Genomic DNA, 26,718 nt, shown 5'->3' on the forward strand with positions numbered 1-26,718 from the left:
GAAGGAGAGAGGGATTCATGAAAATTGGGGTAGCAGGAGCAGGTGCTGTCGGCAGTTTTTTTGGCGGTCTCCTGCGTCAAGGTGGACATGACGTAACATTTCTTGCAAGGGGAAGAAATCTGGAAACATTGCAGGAGCAAGGGCTTTTCATCAAGGGAGAAAAAGAAGACTTACATATTGAGGGGAAGTTTACGGGGGACCCACTGGAACTGGCAGCATCAGATCTTGTATTATTTTGTGTGAAATCCAATGATACCGGACAAATGGGCAGACAGCTACATTCTGTTTTGAGAGAAGAGGCGCACGTGTTGACGCTGCAGAATGGAGTGGATAATGAGGAAGTGCTCCAGGAAATATTTGGATCTGAAAGGGTGTTGTCTGCTGCTACCTATGTACAGGCGTTCATGGATTCTCCCGGACTGGTACGCCAACAGGGAAGAGTTAAATTGGTGATGGGCGCATTGGACTCCAGGACGGAGAAAAAGGCGGAAAGTATGGCCAACCTACTTTTTTCATCCGGGATAGATACCAGCTATACCGGAAACATTCTGGAGAAGAAATGGCGGAAGCTCCTGTGGAATATTACGTTCAACCCTTTATCGGCGGCAGCAGAAGCAAGGGTTGGAGAAGTATTGGATTCCCACGAGCTGAGGCATTCCGCGGAGTCCATATGCAGGGAGGCGCTAGCTACTGCTGTTGCTGCCGGTATAGAGATGGATAGGGACCAGGCTTTTTCCACCATTTTTTCGAATGCAGCGCTGGCCAGGGAGCACCGGACTTCCATGCTTCAGGATCGTCTGCAGGGGAAACAGATGGAAGTAGAGTCCATGTGCGGCTACGTCGTCAAAAAAGCGAGGGAATTGGGAGTACCTGTGCCGGCACTGGAGACAATCTATCATTTGCTTATTTTTATAAATGATAGAAATCTGGTAAAGCAGTCGGTTGATGACAAAATAAAATAGCTGGTATTAAAAAAACTTACAGTGTTTTATTCCTGTAAGTTTTTTCTTTTTAAAGAGAAAACCTTCTTATTGCGTGCGTTCGTTCGTTCGTTCGGGCTAGGCTTTATTGTCATAAAAGCTTGATGATAAGCCAATTTTTTAATGATTCAAAAACGAATTATTTCATTCATTTTTGAATCGATAGAATGTCCATTCCTTATATTATTAATTCAATTATGAATTTTTAACAAATTAAACCAAACCAATTGGAACCGAGGAAATATTTTTTTAAGCCATATGATGAAAGCGTTTACTAAAAAGCGAACCTTTTAAAAGAATAGTTGGCACAATATTTGCAATGTAATAAGTGAATACAAGTTAGTAGGGAGGAAATTTTTATGACCGTGGCGGTTACCGATGAATTACAACAAATGAAAAACTTAATAAAAAACTTTGCGGACAAAGAGGTGGAACCATATGCCCAGCAAATCGAGGATGAAGATACAATTCCACCGCATCTGGTAGTAAAGGCAAAAGAGCTGGGTCTATTTGGGATCAGCATTCCGGAAGAATACGGCGGAATCGGTTTGAATGCAGTTGGTAAAACCGTCGTACTGGAGCAGCTGGGCAGGACACACAATGGTTTTGTCTCCTTGATAAGCGCCCATACAGGCATTGGCAGTACCGGCCTTGTCAAACTGGCATCCGATTCTCTCAAACAGAAATACCTTCCAGATATGGCCGTGGGCAGCAGGATAGGTGCTTTTGCACTTTCCGAACCAGGTGCCGGATCTGACGCAACCAACCTGGCCACACAGGCGGAGAAAAGAGGGGACAGCTGGATATTGAATGGTACGAAACACTTCATTACCAACGCCCCGGTGGCTGATGTGTTCACCGTTTTTGCCTTGACTGATAAGGATAAAGGAGCAAAAGGTGGCATTACAGCTTTTCTTGTAGAACGTAATTTTCCGGGACTGATCATTGGAAAGAAAGACAAGAAAATGGGGCTGCGCGGTTCCTATACCGCTCAACTGATTTTCGAAGATTGTGTGGTGCCAGAGGAGAATGTGATAGGTGAAGTGGGCATGGGCTATATGAACGCATTAAAGATACTGGGAGAAGGAAGGGTCGGGTTAGCTTCACGGGCGGTAGGATCCTGTGACAAACTGATTGAACTATCCGCTTCTTATGCGAAGGAAAGGATCCAGTTTGGTAAGCCGATTTCCGAAAACCAGGCCATTCAATGGATGCTTGCAGATATGGCTACTGAAACGGAAGCGGCCCGTACACTGACGATGAAAGCGGCTGAGATGATTGATGAAGGAAAAAAAGTGATCAAAGAGGCAGCAATGGCAAAACTGTATGCTTCAGAAGTATTCAATAAGGTTGCCGACAAAGCATTGCAGATCCATGGAGGTATCGGCTATATCGGAGAATACCCAGTGGAGCGTTTCTATCGCGATGCACGGATTACCAAAATCTATGAAGGAACCAATGAGATACAGCGCCTGATTGTTGCAAGAAAAATTCTAGAGGAAAATTGAGGTGTAACATGAATACATTTGATTTGTTCCAACTGAAAGGAAAAGTTGCCCTTGTTACAGGGGGCGGCAGGGGTATCGGCTTTCAGATTGCTCAAGCCTTAGCTGATGCAGGTTGTTCGATTGCTGTTTGCTCGAGGAAGTTGGAAGCATGTAATTCTGCTGCTGCAGAGTTGTCCGCTAATGGAATAGAAGCAAAAGCCTATCCATGCGATCTGGCCAATGAAGAAGATGTCCAACGTATCGTCCAAAATGTCATCGAGGATTTTGGGAAGATTGATATTCTGGTGAACAATAGCGGCACCACTTGGGGGGCAAATGTTGAGGATATGCCGTTGGAAGCATGGGAAAAAGTAATGAAAATCAATGTAACCGGAACATTCCTTATGTCCCAGGCTGTAGGAAGAACAATGATGGAGCAAAAATCAGGAAAAATCATCAACATTGCATCTGCTGCTGGTTTAAAAGCAGAACCTCCGGAAGTGCTGAATGCAATTGGCTACAGTACAAGTAAGGCAGCTGTTGTGCACTTTACAAGAGACCTGGCCAGAAAATGGGCACAGTATGGTATTTATGTCAATGCCATTGCGCCTGGATTCTTCCCGACCAAGATGACGAAAGCCGTTCTGGAGAGAAACGGTGGTAGCATAAAAGATAAGAATCCCCTGAACAGGATAGGAGACGATAACGCTATCAAAGGAGCTGCCCTTCTGTTGGCGTCGGAAGCAAGTGACTTCATAACAGGTCAGATTCTGAGCGTAGACGGCGGCAGCACGTTATAGCAAATGGAGGTGAAATGACATGACAACAAACGCAGAAAAAATTGACACCACCATCGAGGAAAAACCCTCCTATGTGGAAGAGATTTGGAAAAACAGAAAGCTCAAATGGAATGGCTCCAGGTTGATTGTTCTGTTGATTTCCCTATTGGCTGTAGGGTTGTCTGTTTTCCATATATATACGGCCGGTTTTGGTACATTGCCATCCTGGGAGCAGCGGAGTATCCATGTTTTATGGGCGATATTATTGATCTTTTTGTTGTTTCCATTCCGAAAAGGGAAAAACTTTGGACTCATCGATATTCTGGTTGTTTTACTGACGATAGTTACAGCTGGATACATGATTGGACAAGCGGAGGTGATCCAAAGCAGGCAGGGGGACATCAGTGGTACAGACGTGCTATTTGGTACGATGTTTATCGCTCTTGTACTGGAAGCCACCAGAAGAACGAACGGGATTTTGATGGCGGCCATTGGTATCTTCTTTTTAGTCTATACCATGTTCGGCCAGTACTTTCCCGGTGCACTTGCCCATCCTGGAATCCGTTATGAGAAGATGGTGGATCACATGTTTAGCGGGACATTGGGAATCTTCAGTGAACCAATCTATGTGAGTTCCACCGTACTTATCTTGTTTGTTATTTTCGGCTCCTTTCTAATGAAGTCAGGGGGAGGGCAGTTTTTTACGGATGCCGCATTTGGCCTACTTGGAAATAAAACGGGAGGGCCGGCGCTTTCATCTGTTGGTTCTAGTGCCCTTGTAGCAACAATCACAGGGAATGGGGCTGCCAACGCTGCTATTACGGGATCTTTTACTATCCCCCTGATGAAGAAGCTTGGTTACAACAAGAGATTTTCTGCGGCAGTGGAGGCGGTCGCCTCACAAGGGGGACAGATTATGCCACCGATTATGGGAGCCTCTGTATTTATTATGGCGGAGACCATCGGCATTCCGTACATACAGTTGGCATTATTTGCGTTGATACCTGCTGTTATCTACTTCTTCATTGCAGGAATGGTCGTCTATTTTCATGCCAAGCGCATGAAAATGGCTGGTATTCCAAAGGAGCAGCTCCCTGACTTTAAAATGGTGCTGCTGAAGCAGGGATATTTGTTCTTGCCAATCCTCATTATCATCGGGCTGATGATCTATGGTTTCAGTCCAATGAAGGCGGGTTTCTATGCCGTTATCACTACCATCATATTGAGCTGGGTCCGCAGCGCAACAAGGATGAATATCCTGGATATCCTTGCTGCCCTGGAAAGCGGTGCGAGAAGTGCACTGACAGTAATTGCAGCCTGTGCGACTGCAGGTATAATTGTCGGCTCCGTGTCGTTGACAGGACTAGGGATTACATTTTCCAGATTCGTCATTGATGTTGCAGGACAGAATCTTCTATTACTGCTTGTCCTAGTAGCCGTTGCATCAATCATTATGGGAATGGGAATGCCGACTGTATCTGCCTATGTGATTTTGGCGGTACTGGGAGCACCGGCTCTGATTGAACTCGGCGTGAATGTAGTGGCTGCACATATGTTTGTTTTATATTTTGGTGTACTGTCCGGACTTACCCCACCTGTTGCCATTACGGCATATACAACGGCAGGAATAGCTGGTGCAGACCCGTTCAAGACGGCTCTGTATGCGATGAAAATCGGCCTTGGTGGTTTCTTTGTCCCGTTCATATTTGCTTATAATCCTATTCTGCTTATGCAGGGAGGAAGCACGGCAGAAATTGTTATCGCAATTGGAAGCGCATTCATCAGCTGTGTCTTTATTGCCGCCGCCTTGGAGAATTATCTCTTTGGTGAATTGGGGGCGTTCAAAAGAAGCCTTAGTTTTTTTATAGCAATATTCCTTGTAATGCCGGGATTTTATGGAGATTTGATCGGTCTGGTATTGGCACTTGGATTAGTGATATGGCAATGGAGACTTAGGAAGACCAGTATGGAAGAAGCGGAAAAAATAATCGGTTAAATGGAAGGTGAAAATATGTCGAAGAAATTTATAACTGCCGCAGCTGCCCTGTTGATTGTCGTTTTATTGACGGCATGCGGCGGAGAACAATCAGCGGAATCTAGTGATAAGCCCTCGGCACCGGATAAATTTTTGCAGATTGGATCAGGGCCAATGGGTTCCGGCTGGTATCCAATCACTACAACGATGACGGAAGTCTATTCCGAGGGATTTAATGGACTGAATGCCACTCAGCTGGAGGGAGGATCAACTGCAAATCTGAAGTCTCTACAGGTGGGTGACATTCAGATGGGACTGAATTATACGCCGGATTTCATTGCTGCGCTTGAAGGGGGAGCCGGGTTTGACGAACCAATTGAAGATATTTCAGCAATCTCTGCCATTTATCCGGTATATCAAACGATAGCTACTACTGCAGATAATGACGATATCAATACGATTGAGGATATTGTTGATAAACACATCTTCCTTGGACCAAAAGGAGGAGGAGGCCCGGTGGCGTTTTGGAAAATGATGGGGGAATATGGGATTGATGAACAAACCATCGAAGAAGCGGGTGGAAAGGTATCCTATGGAAATTACTCTGATGGAGCATCCATGATGAAGGACGGCAATATCGATGTTTTCCTCGGTGGGGGAGCACCGTTCATACCGGCTTTGCAGGAAATAGAGGTGACCAGCCCAATCAAGGTGATTCCGATAGATGAGGAGAAATTGGAAAGCATTGAGGAGAAAGGTATCGGCATCACTGCCGGAACACTGCCGGGCGGAACCTATGAAGGGATAGAAGAAGGTGTGCCGACTTATGTCATGGAAACCATGATTACCGTAAGATCCGACTTGGAAGAGGAATATGTTTATCATTTGACCAAGATGTTCTGGGAAAATCAAGTCTCTTTTGAAGAACAGGTTCCGGAACGTGCGAAGGATTTCACTTTGGATACAGCTTTAAATGGAATTGACTTAGAAGAACTTCATCCAGGAGCCAGAAAATATTATGAAGAAGAGGGAGTGATGGAATAGGTGAAGGAAATATCAAATTATAGGGGGAGGTTGAGAATCTTTTGCAGAATCTGGAACAACGTGTATGGTATCAGTCTTATCCGAACGCAATTAAAAAAGAACTTCATATTCCCAAGGTATCCGTTTATTCTCTATTGAAGAAAGCAGCTGAACGTTACCCGGATCGACTTGCTGTCATTCAGGATAAGGAAAAATTCACCTATGAGGAAATGAAGGGAAAAGTAGATCGCCTTGCGGGTGCATGGAACAAACTCGGTTTAAAGAAGGGAGAGCGGATTGGCTTGATGGTATCCAATGAACCAAGGTATATCATCGCTTATTACGCAGCCATGAAACTGGGACTGGTGGTAGTCCAAATAAACCCCCGTCATACAGCAAGAGAATTGCTGCAGATTGCCAATGACGCGGAAATGGCTGCCATCACTGTGGAAGAGGCTGCGGCTGAAACAGTGAGGCAGCTGGAAGGATTGTATGAATTTAAACACAGTTTTATTGCAGGCTCTCCGGACCATGAGGAGATATCCCTTACATCACTGATTGAACAGTCCGAACCATTGGAGAAAGAAATACCGGTCAACCCAGAAGCGGATATTGCTGTCATCCAGTACACCGGAGGAACCTCTGGAGTATTGAAAGGGGCGATGCTGACCCATTATAATCTGGTTGCAAATGTTGTTCAAAGTTATGCCATGTATGGAGAAGACATGGAATTTGGAAAGGAGACTGTGCTGACTGCGACTCCCCTCTATCATGTGTACGCCATGACGAGCGGTATGAATTTGGGAATCTATATTGGTGCAACCAATCTGCTAATCAAAAAATTTGAAGTGGATGATGTCCTTGAACAAATCAAAGAATACCAACCAACCTTCTTTCCTGGTGTGCCACGTATGTACAATGCGTTCATCAACCATAAGCGGGTCGGTGAATATGGTCTTGACTGTCTAAAGTTCTGTTCGAGCGGATCGGCACCACTGCCAATGGAAGTCATGCGAACGTTTGAAAATATTACCGGTGCAGTTATCGGGGAAGGTTTTGGTTTGTCGGAAGCTTCACCATCCACACACCGCAATCCCCCAAAGGGAGTCAGGAAGGTGGGAAGCATCGGCATTCCGCTACCGGGAACAGACAGTAAAGTGGTGGATGAAGACAATAAGGAACTGCCAGTACATTCCGTGGGCGAGTTGGTTATAAAGGGTCCACAAGTCATGAAGGGGTATTGGAGCAATGAAGAAGAGACGCAAAAGAGCCTGAGAGATGGCTGGTTATATACAGGTGATTTGGCTATTCAGGATGTGGACGGCTATTTCTTCATCGTCGGCAGGAAGAAGGAAATGATCATCAATGGCGGTTTCAATGTCTATCCTCAAGAAGTGGAGAATGTCCTTTATGAACATCCGGACATTCAAGAATGTGCAGTTGCTGGGATTCCCGACCCGGAGAAAGGAGAGATCATTAAGGCATACATTGTCACCAAACAAGGAGTTACTATTGACTTTGAAGAGCTGAAGGGCTTCTGTTACCGGAGTCTTACACCCTATAAAGTACCTAAGCAGTTTGAAGTAATCGATGCATTGCCGAGGAACACGGTTGGGAAAATATTGAAGCGTAAGCTGGTGGAGGATGAGAAGGAAAGGATAAACCTGGACAGCATGTTGTGGAAAAATGGAAAAAGGCGAAGTTAGATGTAAACGGTCCATATACTTAATGAAGAGGAGCTGGAGTATGAATATCTACGTTTTATTAAAAAAGACCTTTGATACCGAGGAGAAGATTAATGTTTCCAATGGAGTGATTGAGGAGGATGGGGCTGAGTTTATTATCAATCCCTACGATGAATATGCCGTGGAAGAAGCCATCATTCAGCGGGAAGAACACGGCGGCGAAGTGACCGTGGTTACCGTCGGGGATGAAGAGTCGGAGAAGCAATTGCGCACCGCCCTTGCCATGGGGGCTGATAAAGCGGTGCTGATCAATACAGAGGAAGATTTGGAAGATGGGGACCAGTTCACCACGGCAAAGATTATGGACGCTTTCTTTAAAGATAAGGAGGCAAATCTGATTCTGGCTGGAAACGTGGCCATTGATGAAGCAAGCGGCCAGGTTGGACCAAGGCTGGCGGAAGCTATGGATATTCCATACGTAACAACGATCACCAGCCTGAAAATTGATGGGGACACGGCAACCATCGAGAAGGATGTGGAAGGGGATGTAGAAGTAGTCGAGAGTGCGCTTCCATTGCTTGTAACCTGCCAACAGGGGCTGAACGAACCTCGCTATCCGTCCCTGCCGGGTATCATGAAAGCGAAGAAAAAGCCGCTGGAGGAATTGGAAATTGATGAACTCGACCTTGATGAAGATGAACTGGAACCAAAGACAAAAACCATCGATATTTTCCTGCCCCCGGAAAAAGAAGCAGGCAAGGTACTGGAAGGGGAAGTCGATGATCAGGTGAAAGAGCTTGTTACCTTGTTAAAAGAAGAAAAGAAAGTACTATAAGCAATAATATCAAACTTGGAGGGAGAAAAAATATATGACGAAATTATTGGTTATCGGTGAAAGTAAAAATGGGGAATTACGGAATGTTACCTTCGAGGCGGTGGCAGCAGCGAAAAAAATTGATGCGGATGCAGAAGTAGTCGGAGTTATTTTGGGAACCGAAAGTCTCAAGGAACAAGGAGAGGAAATCATTCGTTATGGGGCAGATCGTGCAATTACTGTCCAGCATGAAAAACTGGAAGATTACACATCTGAAGGGTATGGACAGGCAGCATTTGCGGTGATCGAGGACGAATCACCGGATGGGATTGTGATGGGACATACATCCATCGGGAAAGATCTGACGCCAAAATTGGCAGCAAAATTGGATAGCGGTCTCGTATCTGATGTCGTGGATATCTCAAGCGAAGAAGGTGAGACTGCTTTAATCCGGCCGATTTATTCGGGAAAGGCCTTTGAAAAGAAGGTTATTGCCGAAGGAGTAACGTTTGTCACCATTCGTCCGAATAATATTAAGCCTTTAGAGAGGGATGAATCTCGTAGTGGAGAAGTGATAGACATGGACGTGGATGTCACAGGCATCCGTACCATTATCAAGGATGTTATTCGAAAAGCATCCGAAGGTGTTGATCTTTCGGAAGCCAATGTCATTATTGCCGGCGGGCGTGGAGTGAAAAGTGAAGAAGGATTTAAACCATTGTATGAGCTTGCAGAGGTAGTAGGCGGAGCAGTCGGTGCTTCCCGTGGGGCTTGTGATGCCGAGTATTGTGATTATGCGCTGCAGATCGGTCAGACAGGAAAAGTGGTGACACCAGATCTGTATATCGCTGTAGGTATCTCCGGAGCTATCCAGCATCTCGCTGGAATGTCCAGTTCCAAGGTGATCGTCGCCATCAATAAGGATCCTGAGGCGAACATTTTCAATGTAGCTGATTATGGTATTGTTGGGGATCTTTTTGAAGTGGTACCAAAACTGACAGAAGAATTGAAGCAGCTGAAGGTCGGTGTCTAATCAAAAAAAGGGGGGATGAAAATGAAAGATAGCTATGTAATAGTCAGTGCCGTTAGAACGCCAATTGGAACATATGGGGGTTCTCTGAAAGATGTCAGCTCCGGAAACCTGGCATCCATTGTCATTAAGGAGGCAGTGAACAAGGCCGGCCTGCCTGCGGACCAGGTGGATGAGGTAATCATGGGGGAAGTGAGGCAGACGACGGAATCTTCCAATATCGCGAGGGTGGCTGCATTGAGGGCTGGTGTGCCGGAATCGGCACCAGCCTATACAGTGAACCGCCTGTGTGCTTCAGGCATGCAGGCAGTTACCTCCGGAATTCAGCAGATCGCCTTCGGTCAAGCTGACATTGTAACAGCTGGGGGTACCGAAAGCATGAGCAGGTCACCGATTTATTTAAGAAACGCGCGGTTTGGCGGTGATAGTCCGGAAATGGTCGACTCCAATAAAGAGGCCGGACAACAGCCAAAAGAAATATATGGAAAAGATCTTGGGATGGGCATAACAGCGGAAAACGTCGCTGAAAAGTATGATATCTCAAGAGAAGACCAGGATGCTTTCGCGATAGAAAGCCAGCGCAGAGCAAATAATGCAATCAATGAAGGGCGCTTCAGAGATGAAATTGTGCCAATTGAAGTCAAACAAAAAAAGCGCTCACTTTTGCTGGAGGACGACGAGCATCCACGCCCACAGACCACCCTGGAAAAACTGTCTAATTTAAAGCCTGCTTTTAAGAAGAATGGCACAGTAACCGCCGGGAATGCCTGTGGAAGGAATGATGGTGCTTCTGCACTGGTTGTGATGAGGGAATCCAAGGCAAAGAAATTGGGACTGAAGCCGTTGGCAAGAATCATCGACTGGGCCACATCAGGGGTGTCGCCGGAGATTATGGGTATAGGACCGGTTTCTGCAGTGAACAGTCTATTGGCAAAAACATCGAGACAGGTTGGAGATATTGATTTATTTGAACTAAATGAAGCATTTGCCGCACAGGCACTTGCAGTAATACGAGAGCTTTCCCTCGATCAGGAAAAAGTCAATGTAAATGGGGGCGCCATTGCATTGGGACACCCGGTTGGTTCCAGTGGTGCAAGAATTATCATCACCTTGCTCCATGAACTGACGAAGCGAAAACAACAAACAGGAATTGCGACACTTTGTGCAGGTGGCGGGCAGGGAATGGCTATCATGATTGAACAAATTTAAAACTAGGAAACAAATGCAGGAGGTGAAGAATAATTTGACAACATTAATGGAGGATGTACGGAAAAGCTTTGAATCCAGTCCATTCTTTTCACATATCGGCTTTGAAATCATGGAGTTTGAGGAAGGTAATATCCTCCTGAAGCTTCCGGTCAGAAATGAACTGCTTAATGTAAATCAATCCTTGCATGGCGGTGTCCATGCGACTATGCTTGATCTCATCCTTGGCATGGCTATACGTTCCGTAACCAAAACCCGCTGTACGACCATCAGCCTTAATGTAAATTATCTTTCTCCCTCAACCAAAGGCGAGGTATTCGCCACCGGAAAAATTCTGAAACAAGGCTACCGAATGGTAGTGGCAGAGGGAGAGATGAAGGACGAATCCGGTAATATTCTGGCTAAGGGAATAGGCACGTATAAGCTGATAAGGGATTAAATAAAAGTGAAGCGTTAATGATACCATAGACTCTTCATTATCTTTTTATAACATTCAAAAAATTATAAAAGAGGGATTGTAATATTAGTGGGTTTTGGTATAATATACATTAAAATACCAACCGGTTAATATGTTGATGCAAGCAGAAAAATAAATCATGCAAAGGAAGGTAATGTGAATGGAAAAACCATGGCTTAAGCATGTTGCCAAAGGAAATCCCAAGGAAATAGAGATTCCGGAAATATCTCTGATGGAGTTATTCAGTGAGTCGGTTCAGAACTTTCCAAATCATACTGCTATTACCTTCAATGGCAGATCCTATACTTACAGGCAGCTTGAACAGTTGATTAAGAATGTGGCAGCCTCCTTGATGAATTTAGGAGTCAGGAAAGGGGATAGAGTAGCGCTGATGTTGCCAAACTGCCCGCAATATCCAATCAGTTATTACGCTGTTCTGCTTTGCGGTGCTACAGTCGTACAGGTTAATCCCATGTATAAGTCGTCGGAACTGCTGCATGTACTTAATGATTCTGGAGCCGGAGTGCTGATCGCACTGGATAAATTACTTCCGGCCGTCGAAGAGGTGATCGATAAAACAGGAGTGGATGCGCTTATTCCGGTTTCTTTTGAAAGCGATTGTAAGTTTAATGAATATATGAAAGACCAAGGTTATCCTGTCCCGGAAGTGTCTATCGAACCGAAAGAGGATATTGCAGTCCTCCAATATACGGGCGGTACGACAGGTCGCTCCAAAGGGGCGATGCTGTCCCATTATAATCTGGTGGCAAACACACTGCAGAGTTACGCAACCTCTAAGGTGCGGACTCGTATTGGAGAGGAAAGGATTCTAAGTATTTCTCCCTTGTTCCACGTATACGGGATGACCAGCTGTATGAACCTGACCTTCTATATCGGAGGAAACATGATCCTTGTTCCGAAATTTGACGTGGAACAGACGGTGGAAGTCATCGAAAAGACCAAACCGACCATCTTTCCGGGTGTACCGACCATGTTTATTGCTTTATTAAACTATTATAAAGAGAAAAAATTTGATTTAACCAGTCTACGGGCATGTACCAGCGGTTCTGCTCCATTACCGGTCGATATCCTGAACAAATTCAATGAAACTAGCGGAACCAATGTAGCTGAAGGATTTGGTCTGTCTGAAGCTTCACCGGTTACCCACCGAAATCCTATCACGGGGCTTCAGAAGCCCGGCAGTATTGGCATCCCCATTCCCAATTCACAATCAAAGATTGTGGATTCCGTTACCGGGGAAGATGAGATGGAAATTGGGGAAATCGGCGAGCTGGTGATACAAGGGCCACAGATCATGACAGGCTACTGGAACATGCCGGAAGAGACGGAGAATGTACTAAGGGATGGGTGGTTGTTTACCGGTGATTTGGCAAAAATGGATGCTGACGGTTTTTTCTATATTGTCGGTCGGAAAAAAGAAATGATTATTGCCAGCGGCTATAATGTCTTTCCAGTGGAAGTAGAGGATGTCATTTATACACATCCAAAAGTCCTGGAGGCTGCAGTAATTGGTGTTCCTGATAAATACAGGGGAGAGACAATCAAAGCGGTAGTAGTACCCAAAGATGGGGAAGAGCTTGATGGCAATGAGCTGATTTACTATTGCCGCAAGCGACTAGCAGCCTATAAAGTACCACAATCTGTGGAAATTGTCGGTGAACTGCCGAAAACCGCTGTAGGAAAAATATTAAAAAGATCATTGGTTAAAACATACTCGTAAAAAGTCGCATTTATAAAATACTAACTAGTAGGTATGTAAGTTATTTAAAATTGGAGGGAAGCACATGCATTTACGCTTAACGGATGAACAAAAGATGGTCCAGGAAACGATTCGTAAATTTGTGGAAAAGGAGCTAATGCCCCTGGAAAATGAAGTGTTACGGAATGAAAGGGAGGGCAGGCCAAGCCTATCCGCTGAGAAACAGGAGAATCTTCGGCAGAAAGCAAAGGAGGCAGGTTTCTGGGGAATCAATACACCGAGTGAATATGGCGGGGCCGATCTTGGACAAATGATGCAGGCCATTGTCTCCATGGAAGTAGCCAAGACATTCGTTCCTTTTTCATTTGGCGGTTCGGCGGACAATATCCTTTATTATGGCAACGACCAGCAGAAGCAAAACTATTTGCTTCCTACTATCAATGGAGAAAAGAAATCCTGTTTTGCTATGACAGAACCTGATGCAGGGTCGGACACCCGCAATATTAGGACCACGGCAGTACAGGATGGAAATGAATGGGTGATCAACGGGGAGAAAACATTTATCACCGGCGGTAATGAAGCTGATTTTGTGATGGTTATCGCTATTACCGACAAGGAACGTCATCAGCAGACAGGAAGAGAAGGTGTGACCTGCTTCATTGCTGACCGTGACATGGGATGGAAATCTGAATACATCGATACGATGGGAGAATGGGGGCCTGCTGCAATTGTCTTTGATAATGTGAGGGTGCCGGAAGAAAACATTCTTGGAGAACTTCATGGCGGATATAACCTCGGCCTGGAGTGGATCGGCTTTGCAAGGTGGATTGTTGGAGCGCGTGCTGTGGGGGCTGCCGAGCGGTTGCTACAAATGGCGATAGACTATTCCAAGGAACGGAAGACATTTGGCAGACCAATTAGTGACAGACAGGCAATCCAATGGCAGATTGCGGATTCAGCAGTGGAGATAGAGGCCGCAAAATGGATGGTGCTAAACGCAGCATTTACCCTTGACCAGGGAGAAGATAACCGGCATCTTGCATCGATGGCCAAATTATATGGCTCCAATATGGGCAACAGGGTGGTCGACCGTGTGATGCAGATACATGGCGGTATGGGGTACACAAGGGAACTGCCGATTGAGCGCTGGTACCGTGAAGCAAGGTTGTGGAGAATATATGACGGCACTGATGAGATTCAGCGTATGATTATTGCACGAAACCTGCTAAAAGGTAATGTAAAAGTAGGTCAATTCATCTAATTTCTATGATTATGGGAGGTATAAACATGGCAGGAAGATTTGAAGGAAGAGTGGCACTGGTGACAGGTGGAAGTCGTGGCATTGGAAAAGGGGTTGCACAGCAGTTCGCCGAAGAAGGGGCAACGATTGCCATTCTGGATATCAATGAAGAAGCACTTGCAGAAGCTGAAAAAGATTTTAAGGAACAGGGAGTTACCGTACTGACAAAAAAAGCAAATGTGGTAGAGGCAGATGAAATGGAAGTGGCTGTGGAAGAGATAGTAAAGACCTTCGGAAAACTCGATATCCTTGTCAATAATGCAGGAATTATCCGAGACAATATGTTATTCAAAATGACCGACAGTGACTGGCAGCAGGTGATGGATGTCCATCTGAAAGGGTCATTCAACGTCGCTCGGGCTGCCCAGAAACATATGGTTGGGAAAAAGTATGGAAGGATCATCAATATTTCTTCCACCTCTGCACTTGGAAACAGGGGACAGGCCAATTATTCCACAGCAAAAGCAGGGCTTCAGGGATTTACTAAAACACTAGCCATTGAACTTGGGAAATTTGGTATTACGGCAAATTCGGTAGCGCCAGGATTTATCGAAACCGAGATGACCAAGGCAACAGCTGACCGGGTGGGTGTGGCATTCGATGATTACGTGAAAGGGGCTGTCAGTCAGATCCCTGCTGCCAGAAGTGGAAAGCCGGAGGATATTGCCAATGCGGTGGCCTTCTTTGCGGATGAAAAATCGTCTTTTGTCAACGGGCAGGTCATTTATGTTGCAGGCGGACCGAGAGATTAATAGAAAGGAGACGTTTTCATGTATGGAGATATGATCGGCAGGAAGTCTGAAAAGGTGAAAAATGTAGTGGAGCGCGGACAGGTCCAACGTTTTGCAGCGTCCATCGGAGATCTGCATCCAATTTACGTAGATGAGAAGACTGGACAGAAATCTAGATATAGAAGGAATATTGCGCCACCGACATTTCCCCGGGTCTTTGATTACGGGAAAGTGGAAGGTCTGAGTCTGCCAAAAAAAGGTCTGATTCATGGGGAGCAAAACTATCATTATGAAAGGCCGTTATTCGTCGATGAGGAAATCTACTGCTATACCGAGGTGGAAGATTACTATGAGAAGTCCGGCAGTAATGGAAGGATGGGATTTCTTGCCATCAAAAGGTATGGGGAAGATGCTCAGGGAAATGTCGTTTTCACAGAAAAAATGATTACCATTATTACGGAAACGGTAAGAAAGGCGATGAATGTATGAAAAGTTTAGCAGAACTATATTCTGGTGAATTACTGGATGAAATAACACTTGAGCCTGTGGACCGGATGGATTTGATTAAGTACTCAGGTGCTTCTGGCGACTTTAACCCGATTCATACGATTGATGAGGAAGCTGAAAAGGCAGGATTGCCGGGCATTATTGCACATGGCATGTGGACGATGGGCAATCTGGGAAAACTTTTTACCCCTTATTATGAAGAAGGTTTTATTCAAGACTATCAAATCAGGTTTTCCGGAATGGTTTTTCTGGACGATGTCCTCACATTGAAAGCAGAGGTGAAAAACAATACGGATTCGTATCTGGATTTTCGGGTGCGAGCGGTGAATCAGAAAGGTAAGGATGTAATCAAAGGGCAAGTGCGTTTTTCCACATATGCCTGATGAATCAGCTACAGGTGATTTCCTGAAATGGTAATGGATTATATAAAAGCTAGGAGTGTCAACCATGGAGTTCGAGTATTCCGAAAAAGTAAAGGGTTATCAGGAAAAACTGCACCGTTTTATGGAAAATTATATCTATCCGAACGAACGGGCTTACACGGACCAATTGAATAAGGAAGACCGCTTTTCAATCGTTCCACCAATCATGGAAGAATTGAAGCAGAAGGCAAAAGAAGAAGGGCTTTGGAACCTCTTTCTTCCGGAAAGTGAACATGGTGCAGGTCTCACTAATCTGGAATATGCCCCGTTATGTGAAATCATGGGCCGTTCCGCAATAGCACCAGAGGTTTTTAATTGTGCCGCTCCAGACACGGGAAACATGGAGGTACTGGTACGGTATGGGTCAGAAGAACAGAAGAAAGAATGGCTTCGCCCGCTCCTTGAAGGACAGATACGTTCTTGCTTTTCGATGACCGAGTCGGGTGTGGCTTCATCCGATGCAACCAATATTAAGGCAAGTATTATCCGTGATGGAGATGCGTATGTTATCAACGGGACAAAATGGTGGTCATCAGGTGCGGCCGACCCACGCTGTGAAATTGCAATTGTAATGGGGAAAAATGACCCTGATGCCCCGAGACATAAGCAACAGTCTATGATTCTGGTTCCGCTCGATACTCCCGGTGTGACAGTCAAAAGGCCCTTGTCGGTATTTGGCTATGATCATGCTCCCCATGGCCACGCCGAAATTGAATATAAGAATGTCCGTGTACCAGTTTCCAATATGCTTCTCGGGGAAGGAAGAGGGTTTGAGATTGCCCAGGGGAGGCTGGGACCGGGGAGAATTCATCATTGTATGCGGACAATAGGGGCGGCAGAAAGAGCATTGGAACTGCTAAGCAAGCGCGTCCAAGGTCGGGAAGCATTTGGTAGTAAGCTCGCTGACCAGGGAGTCATCCGTGAATGGCTAGCAGATGCCCGGATCAATATTGAGCAGGCGCGTCTGCTTACACTGAAGGCTGCTTATATGATGGATACTGTCGGGAATAAGGAGGCCAAAGCGGAGATTTCCATGATAAAAGTGGTCGCTCCGAACATGGCCCTGGAGGTTATTGATCATGCTATCCAGGCGTTCGGAGCCGCCGGTGTGAGTAATGATTATCCGCTCGCATCCAGTTGGGCGAGCATCCGCACATTAAGATTGGCGGATGGCCCCGATGAAGTGCACCGCCGGGCTATTGCCAGGCAGGAATTGAAAAAATATCAATGACATTGGGGGACATTTGAATGCATGTGAAGGATCTATTTGATCTGAGTGGCAAGACAGCCATTATTACCGGAGGAGGGCGTGGTCTAGGCCAGCAGATTGCGGAAGGATTTGCAGAGGCTGGAGCAAATGTGGTTGTCTGTTCCAGAAAAGAAGAGAACTGCAGGGAAATCAGCGAGGGATTGAGTCAGAAAGGGGTAGAATCCCTTGCACTTGCCTGTGATGTAACCAATCCGGATGATGTGAGAAACGTAGTTGATAAAACAGTGGAGAAATTTGGAAAGATTGATATTCTTGTCAATAACAGCGGAACCTCATGGGGGGCATCGGTAGATGAGATGCCGCTCGAAGCCTTCCAGAAAGTACTGAATGTCAATGTTACGGGGACATTCCTCATGTCACAGGCTGCAGGAAGGGTGATGACGGAACAAAAATCCGGGAAAATCATCAATATTGCTTCGACAGCGGGATTGACAGGATCGGACCCGAAGTTCATGGATGCAATCGGATATAATTCCAGTAAAGGTGCAGTGATTACCTTCACTAAGGATCTTGCTGTCAAATGGGGGCCACGGGGGATAAAGGTGAATGCCATTGCACCAGGATTCTTTCCAACCAAGATGTCTAAAGTATTGATGGAAAAGGGCGGGGATAAAATCTTGGAAGGCACGCCGCTTCGGAAATTCGGTGGGGAAGACGACCTAAAAGGAGTTGCCTTGTTTTTGGCTGCCGCCGCTTCCAATCATATAACCGGGGAGACGATTGTTGTAGATGGTGGATCGAATGCAATGTAAAATTATCGAGGAGTGGGGTGGAGTAATAGATGAATAGAGATGCAGTAATTGTATCGGCAGTCCGAACGCCGATTGCCAGGCAGGGTGGTGCACTAGCCTCCGTACCTGCCCATATATTCGGGGCTGAAGTTATTAAAGAGGCAGTCAAACGGGCAAAGATCCGACCGGAAACCATCGATGATGTGATTTTCGGTAATGTTTTGAGTGGTGGAGGCAATATTGCCAGACTGACTGCACTGCAATCAGGATTGTCCACAAATTTACCCGGCCTGACTGTTGATAGACAGTGTGGTTCCGGGATCAGTGCAGTAGCACTTGCCGCCCAGGCCATCCGGGCAGGGGAAGGAGATGTATTCATTGCCGGTGGAACGGAAAGTATGTCACGGGCTCCGTATTTGATGGACCGCCCCTCCAAAGCATACAGTCCGGCTTTGCCGAGGTTTAGAAAATCTCAGCTCTCACCAGAGGAAATAGGTGATCCACCGATGGGAGAAACCGCGGAGAATCTGGTAGACCAGTACAATCTTTCCAGAGAGGAACAGGATGAGTTTGCACGAAGGAGCCAGGAGCGGATGGCAAATGCAATGGAGGAAGGACGGTTCGATGAACAAATTGTACCGATCACGATTCCTGTCCGCAAAGGAGATCCCCTTGTCTTTAAAAAAGATGAACATCCACGTCCGGATACGACGCTGGAGAAACTTGGGAAACTGCCGCCAGCTTTCCGTAAAGGGGGAAGCGTGTCGGCAGGAAACTCTTCCGGGCTCAATGATGCAGCTTCTGCTCTTGTGGTCATGTCCAGAGAGAAAGCAAACCAATTGGGACTTGCACCGCTCGCAACTATAAGGGCCTCCGCTGTAGCCGGTGTGGATCCGAATATTATGGGGATTGGGCCAGTTCCCGCTACCAGAAAAGTAATGGAAAGATCCGGTCTGAAGTTGGAGAACATGGATCTCATCGAAATTAATGAGGCATTTGCAGCTCAGGTGATTGCCTGTGACAGAGAGCTGCAGATGAACCCGGAGAAGGTGAATGTGAATGGCGGAGCTATTGCTCATGGCCATCCATTAGGGGCTACCGGTGCTATCCTAATCACGAAGGCAGTACATGAGTTGCAGCGCTTTGGGGGAAGCCATGCGTTAATTACTGCCTGCATCGGCGGTGGTCAAGGAATTGCGGTAATTATCGAAAGAGATTAATGAAGCTGTAGTCGACAATGGTTATCTGCTGTAAGATAGAGTTATATTTCGCAGAGAGGAAAATGGCATATGAAGGATAAAATCATGCATGCTAGCATCAAATTATTTGATGAAAAAGGATACACCGAAACATCCGTTCAGGATATTGTCGACTATATTGGAGTTACTAAAGGAAGCTTCTATTATTACTACAAAAGCAAGCAGGGGCTCTTGAAAGATATTCACCTTGATTATATTGAAGGATTGCTTGAAAAACAGGAGCAGGTATTGAACAGCTCAGTTAAAGGATCGATGGATAAATTATACAGTATTATTTTTATGGTAATCAGTAGTATCCGCACACAAAGGCAGAGTGCAAGGATTTTTAATCGGGAAGGGCGGAACCTGAATGAAACACATACAGACGAAATTCGCAGGAAACGGCAGAAATTCAGGATCGAACTTCAGAAAATGATCGAAAAGGGAATTAAAAACGGAGAATTCAAGTCAGATCTCCGTTCAGATATTCTCACTTTTGGCATCTTGGGCATGACGAATTGGAGTTTTTATTGGTTCAACCCGGATGGTGAATTATCAGCGGAGGAACTTACCAGGAATTATATGGATATTTTTTTAAATGGAATTAAAAATTAATTGGTTTATCACCAATTGATAATCAATAAATACTGACCAGTAAGTAGGAGGAAGGGGGGATGTTATGACTTCCCATGAAATTGAAATTTATGTACGCTTCGCAGAGACAGATGCTGCCGGACATGTGAATAATGTGAGTTACTTCTTGTATTTTGAAGAGGCCCGGACAAAGTTTTTCCGGGAAATATGCCCGGAAAGGGATGGTTCCTTTAATTTTATTCTGGCATCCATTTCCTGTGATTATGTCTCCCAGGCATATGCCGGACAGGAGCTGAAGCTGCTGACGGATGTGGGGAGAGTGGGAGAAAAGAGTTTTACAGTTTCCCATATTCTGGTCAATCCAGAGACAGGCTTGACTGTCGCAAAGTCCGAGGCCGTTACGGTCTGCTATAACTATGAGGAACAAAAGACGATTCAGATTCCGGTTGAAGTACGGAGCAGGCTGCAAAACTACTTGGTTGTCCAGTAATAAGCCGGAATTTACTTGATCGAATATGGTAGATACCCTAACTGCATGACATGAGATCGATAATTCCGAAACAAAGCTGAAGAAAATAACGAAGTCAGAATTTTGAAGGCTGGTTATTATAATAGGGAGGAAGAAAATGAAAGCGCTATTATAGAGGCGGATGGGAAAGTTTAAGTTGAAGTAAATTGCTCCTGGAGACTGATTAATTTTTGCATGAAAGGGGAGGAAAGAATGGATGTTTTTTTACAGCAGCTGTTTAATGGACTGACCGTAGGCAGTGTATACAGCCTGGTAGCCTTAGGGCTTACGCTTGTGTATGGGATCTTACACATTCCTAATTTTGCCCATGGGGCCCTGTATATGTTGGGCGGCTATATTACATTGACGATGATGGTCTACTTGGGTATGAACTATTGGATGGCAATACTGATATCAATTCTGGTTGTCGGCCTTACAAGTGTTCTGATGGAAAGGCTGGTGTTCCATCCTTTGCGCCACTCTACACCAATCCAGCATAAAGTGGCTGCCATCGGTATCCTTCTTTTTCTGGAAGCATTGGCCCAATTGATTTGGGGGGCGGATTATAGACAGATGCCCACGCCCTACGGCGATGTAGTGACTTTTGGGGGACTTACCCTTACGGTACAGCGGATGATCATCGTCATTGCCGCCATTGCTGTCATGATACTACTTTATCTGTTTTTGAAGAAGACCTTTACCGGGTCGACCATTATAGCAATGGCTCAAAACCGGGAGGGAGCATCACTGGTGGGGGTTAATACCAATAATGTGGCTATACTGACGTTTTTCATAGCCGGCGCCCTGGCAGCAATAGGTGCTTCATTATCTTCACCAATCAATCTAGTATCCCCTGGAATGGGACATCTCGTGATTCTCAAAGCCTTTGTAATCATCATCATAGGCGGTATGGGAAGTATCCCGGGTGCCATTTTGGGAGGGTATATCCTCGGTTTCAGTGAAAGTATCGGTGCAACTTATATTTCAAGTGACTATAAGGACATCATTGCTTTCGTTCTGCTTATCGCTATTTTGTCGATTAAGCCGCAGGGAATTTTTGCAAAGGGAGGCGCTTAGATGCAGACGTTACTAAATAAAAAGAGCCTGCTGGCTGGCTTGATTGTTGTTGCCATACTCTTTCCCTTGTTTGTCCCGAATCAATACTATATACACATTTTGACATTGGCCTTCATCTGGACCATCGCAGTATATGGTCTGAATCTGCTTGCTGGTTTTACCGGATACTTATCATTAGCACATGCCGGGTTCTTTGCAATCGGGGCCTATTCACTTGGCTTGCTAACAGTAAAAGCTGGTATGGGCTTTTGGTTAGCGTTTATCCTTGCTCCTCTCATTACAAGTGTTTTCGGTTTATTCATTGGATTGGTAGCACTGCGCACAAAGGAACATTTCTTTGCCATCTATACCCTTTGTGTCGGTTATATCATCTATTTGGTCATTGATAAATGGGATAGCCTCACGGAAGGAGTACGAGGATTGATGGGTATTCCTGCGCCGGCCAATCTCGGCCCAATCTCGCTTTCCACGCCGCTGGCCCAATATTATTTTGTCTTCGCTGTTCTGTTGCTGGTCATTTTTGTAATTTATCGTATTGTTAACTCATTAACAGGCAGGTCATTTGTCGCCATTCGTAATAGTGAGCAACTGGCCGAGTCATTGGGGATTTCGCCGATGAAAAATAAGATGGCATCTTTTATACTGTCAACCTATTTCGCTGGGCTGGCGGGGGCTTTATATGCCAGTTTCATCCGATTCATCGGGCCGGAAATTGCCTACACGACAATTACCTTTGATCTACTGACATATATGATTGTTGGAGGAATCGGCACATTATCAGGACCTTTGATCGGAACCTTGCTGATTGTCTGGTTGTCGCAGAATTTGCAGTTTCTGCAGGATTATCGGATGCTGATTTTCGGCCCATTGCTTACATTGCTGATTATTTTTTCCCCGAGTGGGATTGTCGGTTTCTTCCGTAACTGGCACGGAAATAGGCAAGAACGAAAGAGGCTTTATACTGAAAAGAAAATACAGGAGGGGTGAGACGGATGTTTTTGGAAACGAAAAACCTGACAAAAAAATTTGGTGGTCTTACTGCTGTAAATGACGTTGACTTTTCGATAGAAAGGGGGAAGGTGAATGCCATCATTGGTCCGAATGGGGCCGGTAAATCTACCTTCTTTAATGCAATAACTGGCGTTCAGCAGCCCAGCTCCGGGAAAGTCAACTTCAAAGGCAGGGATATATCCAACCTTCCTGCCAATAAAATTGCCGAGTTGGGAGTGGCCCGGACCTTCCAGACTACTAATCTATTCGAGAAAGCAACTGTGTTTGAAAATGTAGTGGTTGGACACCGTCTGAGGACGGAGTCGAATCTGTTCGATGCTATATTCCGGACAAAACGACTGAAAAGCGAAGAAAAGAAATGCAAAGAAAAAGCTTTAAATGTACTGGAATTTACTGGTCTTTCCCACCTCACTGACAGAGTGGTGGCTAATATATCCCAAGAGGAAAAGAAGCGTGTTGCCTTTGCTCTTGCGCTTGCGACGGATCCGGAGGTTGTCTTCCTGGATGAACCGACCGCAGGAGTTAATCCAGATGAAACCGAAGAACTTTCCTTTCTAATTAAAAAGATGGCCCAAAAAGGGATTACCGTATGTTTAATCGAACACAAAATGAAGATGATCATGGATATGGCTGATAAAATCATGGTTCTTAATTATGGAGAAAAGATTGCGGAAGGCACACCTGAAGAAATCAACAGCAACGATGAAGTTATAAAGGCATATCTGGGAGGGGATGCCAGTGCTTGAATTAAAGGATGTGACGGTGAACTATGGGAATTTTTCCGCTGTACAGCAAGTAGATATTTCCTTACAAAAAGAAGAAATCGCTGTATTGTTGGGGGCAAATGGGGCAGGAAAGAGTACTACATTTCGGGCTATCAGCGGCTTGGTGAAACCTGTATCAGGAAAAATTCTGTTCAAGGGAGACGCAATTAACGGAAAGTCCCCCGATAAAATTGTCCGAATGGGGATTGTGCAGTGCGCCGAAGACCGGAAGCTGTTTCCGCAGATGAGTGTGGAACAGAACCTAATGATGGGCGCCTATGTTCATCGGAAAAATAAAAAGGGAATAAAGGCAACATTAAAAGAAGTTTATGAATTGTTTCCGATTCTATACGAAAAGCGGGGGGACTTTGCCGGATCTTTAAGTGGTGGGCAGCAGCAAATGTTGGCAATTGGCAGAGCATTGATGGCCAAACCTGATGTGATGCTTTTGGATGAGCCTTCCATTGGGCTGGCCCCATTGATTGTTGAGCAGATGTTCGAGAGCATCCAGCAGATCAATCGGGAGGGAACGACCATTCTCTTGGCTGAACAGAATGCTAATGCCGCTCTTGGTATTGCTGATAAGGGTTATGTCTACGAAAATGGCAGGATTGTAGTAGAAGGAAGGTCAGAGGATCTGTTTGCAAACGAAAAAGTTCGAAAGGCATATGTAGGTGCATAAAATTATCAGGTAACCAATCGCCAATATTTGCAAAATACGAGGAGGAAAATCTATGAAACGTGCTAGATTTCTGTTGGTATTAGGGTTTATTCTATTTTTACTATCAGCTTGCATTGATTCTGCAGGGAACACCGAAGAGGATGCTGAAGCAGTTAATGGCGAAAATGTCGTTAATATTGGGTACAGTGGTCCGCTAAGCGGATCTGCAGCATATTACGGAGAGAATACTTTGAATGGGCTGAACCTTGCCGCGAAGGAAATAAATGAAGAGGGTTTCGAAGTAAATGGGGAAACTTATACGTTGAATGTGGTCTCCCTCGATGACAAATATTTACCGAATGAAACGGCTGCAAATGCCAGAAGAATGGTCCAAGAGGATGAGACCCCGATTATTTTTACACCACATAGTGGGGGGATTTCCGCCTTACAGGTATTCAATGAGCAGGAAAAATTCTTGATAGGAGCCTATTCCAGTGAACCAGCAGTCACAGAAGAGGGAAATTCGCTTACTGTTAGGATTCCGCCGAGTTATGATGGCTATATAGAGCCATTCACCAATTATTCGATGGAAAGGTTTGGAGACAAACTGGCTGCTCTTCCTCCAGTAACCCAGTACGGCAAGGATTGGGCGGAAGCACTGCTGCCCCACTGGGAAAATAAAGGGGGAGAGGTGGTATATAATTCTTCCATTGATTTTTCTAAGGATACGGATTACTTTACCTTTCTGACGAATGCATTGGAAGAGGATCCAGATGTCCTGTTTATCGGCGGAGCTTCAGAACCGACCGCGAAGGTTGCACAACAGGCCAGGGATCTTGGATTTGAAGGCGGTTTTATTATCATGGATCAGGCAAAACTGGATGAAATGAAAAATGTCACAGAGTCTGAGTCATATGAGCCATTTGAAGGTGCCATTGGTACGATGCCATTGGTCGATTCAGATTATCCGGGAACCGCGGAATTTGTGGAAAAGTACAGGGATGAACATGGGGAGGACCCCGGATCTGAAGCAGGTTTTCATTATCTGGCCATGTATATTTTTGTAGAGGCAATGAAGGCGGCAGGAAATGTCGATGATGCCGAAGTAATCCGAGAACATATGCAGGAAGGGCTGGATAACCTTCCAGAAGATAAGAAGGTTTATGTTATCCCGTCGATTGATGAAGCTGGTGGATTTGAAATAGATACCAGATACGGGTCTGTTGAAGATGCAGAAATTGTACCGTACGACGGCGAATAACAGGGGGACACAGGGAGGTTCCTTGTCCCAAAGGATGAGGGTGAGCTGCCCGAAAATTGGAGTCAGAGCGTTGATGTGCCCCTCAAAAGTTAGAGTTTATATGAAGCAACCATTTGGCTGGTGTGATCTCGGTATTGAACCGGGCTCAAGCCGGCCAATTTTTTCTAGTCTTCACTCGTGTGTTTGTAATAATAGAAGCAATTTCCTTCTACCCTGAACCAACAAATAAATGGGACAAGGTACCTGTCCCTGTGTCCCTATAATCGTTGTTTTTTCTGCATCGCTTTTAACCGGAATGCTGTGTATGTAAGGACACCAATCAGGAATAGACCGAGATAGCCAATCAGTGGATAGAAGAAGCTGACAAGGTCGGTGAATCCGAGGAAGCTTGCCATATATGCTGCAACCAGTGTGATCATCAGAAACCTGTTGAATTTTTTTGTGTCCATTTTCATGAATCTTGCGGAAAACGAAAAGAACATACTTGTAGCCGTATTGAAAATCATCCCGAATAATACGATGGACATGAGAATTCCCAGGAACGGTGAAATTTCACTCACAATTCCGAGCATAGGAAGTTCCATGCCTTCAACTACATCAATTTTGGAGAAAATCGCCAGGTGGCTAAGCACGATCAGGATGCCGATTCCAAGCCCGCCTGCAAGTCCACCGAGGGAAGCGGTTCGTTCATTCCTCTCCGCTCCGCCCATGACAAGGGCCATCGAAGCACCGACAGCGGTGTTAAACGAAACATAGTTGATGCTGGAGATGAACCAGTTTGGCAATGTTGTAGGCTGTGCTTTGGCGATGGGCTCCAGCTCTGTTAATGAACCGTTGATGGAAAATATGCTGTAAACGGAAATAATCACAACGAACACGATTAAAAACGGGGTGATACTTCCAATCACGGCAATAACTCTATCTACATTTAGAATGCCAATAAGGTAGATAAGAACGACCATTAAGGTGGTGCCGAAGATATGTGGCAACCCGAATTGCTGGTTCAGGTTGGATCCTGCGCCTGCTATCATAACCACGCCTACACCAAATAAAGTAAAGATTAGTACATAGTCAATGATCGTTCCAAAAAAGCGCCCACTGATCTGATAGACGGCATCTTTATGGGATGTGGTATGCAGCCGGCTGCCGATCCTTGTCAGCGTCATACCGAGAAAGGCAAATAATGCTGTAGCCAGAATTCCGCCAATGATCCCCATCATCCCGAAACTGGTAAAATATTGAACAACTTCCTGTCCGGAAGCGAATCCCGCGCCGACGATTATTCCAATAAAGGCGCTGCCAATCTTAATGATTTCTTTTATTTTCTGCATGCTTGCCCTCCTTGGGTGTTTATTGATGTCGGCTGTATCTTGCATTCACATTATATATTAAATCACAACTCCCAAGTCGCGTCTAATGAAGGGGGACGCGGGGACAGGTTCCTTGTCCCAGGGGGAGTGAATTAAACTTTGGGGATTGAATCGGTC

At 45.4% G+C, this 26,718-nt stretch carries 26 protein-coding genes; 25 read left to right on the plus strand and 1 reads right to left on the minus strand.

Annotated features, from left to right (window positions below):
• Positions 1-17 precede the first annotated feature (17 nt).
• From ACZ427_RS02720 to ACZ427_RS02840, 25 genes are all read left to right on the plus strand, one after another.
• Entirely contained in the window at positions 18-962 is a 945-nt protein-coding gene (locus tag ACZ427_RS02720; protein WP_461178183.1) for a ketopantoate reductase family protein, read from the plus strand.
• Between the two features lie 377 nt (positions 963-1,339).
• A complete protein-coding gene (locus ACZ427_RS02725) occupies positions 1,340-2,488 on the plus strand; it encodes an acyl-CoA dehydrogenase family protein (RefSeq protein ID WP_461178184.1) in 1,149 nt (382 codons plus the stop codon).
• 8 nt (positions 2,489-2,496) lie between these two features.
• Complete coding sequence (locus ACZ427_RS02730; protein ID WP_461178185.1) at positions 2,497-3,267, plus strand: SDR family oxidoreductase; 771 nt, start codon at positions 2,497-2,499, stop codon at positions 3,265-3,267.
• Positions 3,268-3,286: 19 nt separating this feature from the next.
• A complete protein-coding gene (locus ACZ427_RS02735; protein ID WP_461178186.1) occupies positions 3,287-5,242 on the plus strand; it encodes a TRAP transporter permease in 1,956 nt (651 codons plus the stop codon).
• 15 nt (positions 5,243-5,257) lie between these two features.
• Positions 5,258-6,265, plus strand: a complete 1,008-nt coding sequence (locus tag ACZ427_RS02740) for a TAXI family TRAP transporter solute-binding subunit (protein ID WP_461178187.1) — start codon at positions 5,258-5,260, stop codon at positions 6,263-6,265.
• A 41-nt stretch (positions 6,266-6,306) separates the two neighbouring features.
• Positions 6,307-7,950, plus strand: a complete 1,644-nt coding sequence (locus ACZ427_RS02745) for a long-chain-fatty-acid--CoA ligase (protein ID WP_461178188.1) — start codon at positions 6,307-6,309, stop codon at positions 7,948-7,950.
• A 40-nt stretch (positions 7,951-7,990) separates the two neighbouring features.
• The gene (locus ACZ427_RS02750; protein WP_461178189.1) at positions 7,991-8,764 is read left to right on the plus strand and encodes an electron transfer flavoprotein subunit beta/FixA family protein; all 774 of its coding nucleotides are present in this window, start codon (positions 7,991-7,993) and stop codon (positions 8,762-8,764) included.
• A 34-nt stretch (positions 8,765-8,798) separates the two neighbouring features.
• Positions 8,799-9,776, plus strand: a complete 978-nt coding sequence (locus ACZ427_RS02755) for an electron transfer flavoprotein subunit alpha/FixB family protein (protein WP_461178190.1) — start codon at positions 8,799-8,801, stop codon at positions 9,774-9,776.
• A gap of 21 nt (positions 9,777-9,797) precedes the next feature.
• Positions 9,798-10,982 carry a thiolase family protein gene (locus ACZ427_RS02760; RefSeq protein ID WP_461178191.1) on the plus strand — a complete coding sequence of 395 codons (1,185 nt, stop codon included), beginning with the start codon at positions 9,798-9,800 and terminating at the stop codon, positions 10,980-10,982.
• A gap of 34 nt (positions 10,983-11,016) precedes the next feature.
• Positions 11,017-11,418: a PaaI family thioesterase gene (locus ACZ427_RS02765; RefSeq protein WP_461178192.1), complete on the plus strand. Its 402-nt coding sequence runs from the start codon at positions 11,017-11,019 to the stop codon at positions 11,416-11,418.
• A 178-nt stretch (positions 11,419-11,596) separates the two neighbouring features.
• On the plus strand, positions 11,597-13,177 hold the full coding sequence (locus ACZ427_RS02770; RefSeq protein WP_461178193.1) for a long-chain-fatty-acid--CoA ligase: 1,581 nt from the start codon (positions 11,597-11,599) through the stop codon (positions 13,175-13,177).
• Positions 13,178-13,241: 64 nt separating this feature from the next.
• On the plus strand, positions 13,242-14,417 hold the full coding sequence (locus ACZ427_RS02775) for an acyl-CoA dehydrogenase family protein (protein ID WP_461178194.1): 1,176 nt from the start codon (positions 13,242-13,244) through the stop codon (positions 14,415-14,417).
• A 26-nt stretch (positions 14,418-14,443) separates the two neighbouring features.
• Complete coding sequence (gene fabG / locus ACZ427_RS02780; RefSeq protein WP_461178195.1) at positions 14,444-15,208, plus strand: 3-oxoacyl-ACP reductase FabG; 765 nt, start codon at positions 14,444-14,446, stop codon at positions 15,206-15,208.
• Between the two features lie 18 nt (positions 15,209-15,226).
• The gene (locus ACZ427_RS02785) at positions 15,227-15,676 is read left to right on the plus strand and encodes a MaoC family dehydratase N-terminal domain-containing protein (RefSeq protein WP_461178196.1); all 450 of its coding nucleotides are present in this window, start codon (positions 15,227-15,229) and stop codon (positions 15,674-15,676) included.
• Positions 15,673-16,077, plus strand: a complete 405-nt coding sequence (locus ACZ427_RS02790; protein ID WP_461178197.1) for a MaoC/PaaZ C-terminal domain-containing protein — start codon at positions 15,673-15,675, stop codon at positions 16,075-16,077. The genes ACZ427_RS02785 and ACZ427_RS02790 overlap by 4 nt, the downstream gene beginning before the upstream one ends.
• Positions 16,078-16,141: 64 nt before the next feature.
• On the plus strand, positions 16,142-17,347 hold the full coding sequence (locus ACZ427_RS02795) for an acyl-CoA dehydrogenase (protein ID WP_461178198.1): 1,206 nt from the start codon (positions 16,142-16,144) through the stop codon (positions 17,345-17,347).
• Between the two features lie 17 nt (positions 17,348-17,364).
• Positions 17,365-18,138: an SDR family oxidoreductase gene (locus tag ACZ427_RS02800; RefSeq protein ID WP_461178199.1), complete on the plus strand. Its 774-nt coding sequence runs from the start codon at positions 17,365-17,367 to the stop codon at positions 18,136-18,138.
• Positions 18,139-18,167: 29 nt separating this feature from the next.
• Positions 18,168-19,337 (plus strand): thiolase family protein, encoded by a 1,170-nt coding sequence (locus ACZ427_RS02805; protein WP_461178200.1) that lies wholly within the window; start codon positions 18,168-18,170, stop codon positions 19,335-19,337.
• A gap of 69 nt (positions 19,338-19,406) precedes the next feature.
• Positions 19,407-19,970, plus strand: coding sequence for a TetR/AcrR family transcriptional regulator (locus tag ACZ427_RS02810; protein ID WP_461178201.1), 564 nt, complete (start codon positions 19,407-19,409; stop codon positions 19,968-19,970).
• Positions 19,971-20,034: 64 nt separating this feature from the next.
• Positions 20,035-20,439 carry an acyl-CoA thioesterase gene (locus ACZ427_RS02815; RefSeq protein WP_461178202.1) on the plus strand — a complete coding sequence of 135 codons (405 nt, stop codon included), beginning with the start codon at positions 20,035-20,037 and terminating at the stop codon, positions 20,437-20,439.
• Between the two features lie 231 nt (positions 20,440-20,670).
• Positions 20,671-21,534 (plus strand): branched-chain amino acid ABC transporter permease, encoded by an 864-nt coding sequence (locus tag ACZ427_RS02820; RefSeq protein WP_461178203.1) that lies wholly within the window; start codon positions 20,671-20,673, stop codon positions 21,532-21,534.
• Positions 21,535-22,521, plus strand: a complete 987-nt coding sequence (locus tag ACZ427_RS02825; protein ID WP_461178204.1) for a branched-chain amino acid ABC transporter permease — start codon at positions 21,535-21,537, stop codon at positions 22,519-22,521.
• 5 nt (positions 22,522-22,526) lie between these two features.
• On the plus strand, positions 22,527-23,291 hold the full coding sequence (locus tag ACZ427_RS02830) for an ABC transporter ATP-binding protein (protein WP_461178205.1): 765 nt from the start codon (positions 22,527-22,529) through the stop codon (positions 23,289-23,291).
• Positions 23,284-23,991: an ABC transporter ATP-binding protein gene (locus ACZ427_RS02835; protein ID WP_461178206.1), complete on the plus strand. Its 708-nt coding sequence runs from the start codon at positions 23,284-23,286 to the stop codon at positions 23,989-23,991. Before ACZ427_RS02830 ends, ACZ427_RS02835 begins: the two co-directional genes overlap by 8 nt.
• Before the next feature lie 52 nt (positions 23,992-24,043).
• Positions 24,044-25,231, plus strand: a complete 1,188-nt coding sequence (locus tag ACZ427_RS02840) for an ABC transporter substrate-binding protein (protein WP_461178207.1) — start codon at positions 24,044-24,046, stop codon at positions 25,229-25,231.
• A gap of 257 nt (positions 25,232-25,488) precedes the next feature.
• On the opposite strand, the gene ACZ427_RS02845 is transcribed toward ACZ427_RS02840, so the two are convergent.
• On the minus strand, positions 25,489-26,553 hold the full coding sequence (locus tag ACZ427_RS02845) for a YkvI family membrane protein (RefSeq protein WP_461178361.1): 1,065 nt from the start codon (positions 26,551-26,553) through the stop codon (positions 25,489-25,491).
• Positions 26,554-26,718 lie beyond the last annotated feature (165 nt).

The organism is Virgibacillus ainsalahensis, from assembly GCF_055380755.1.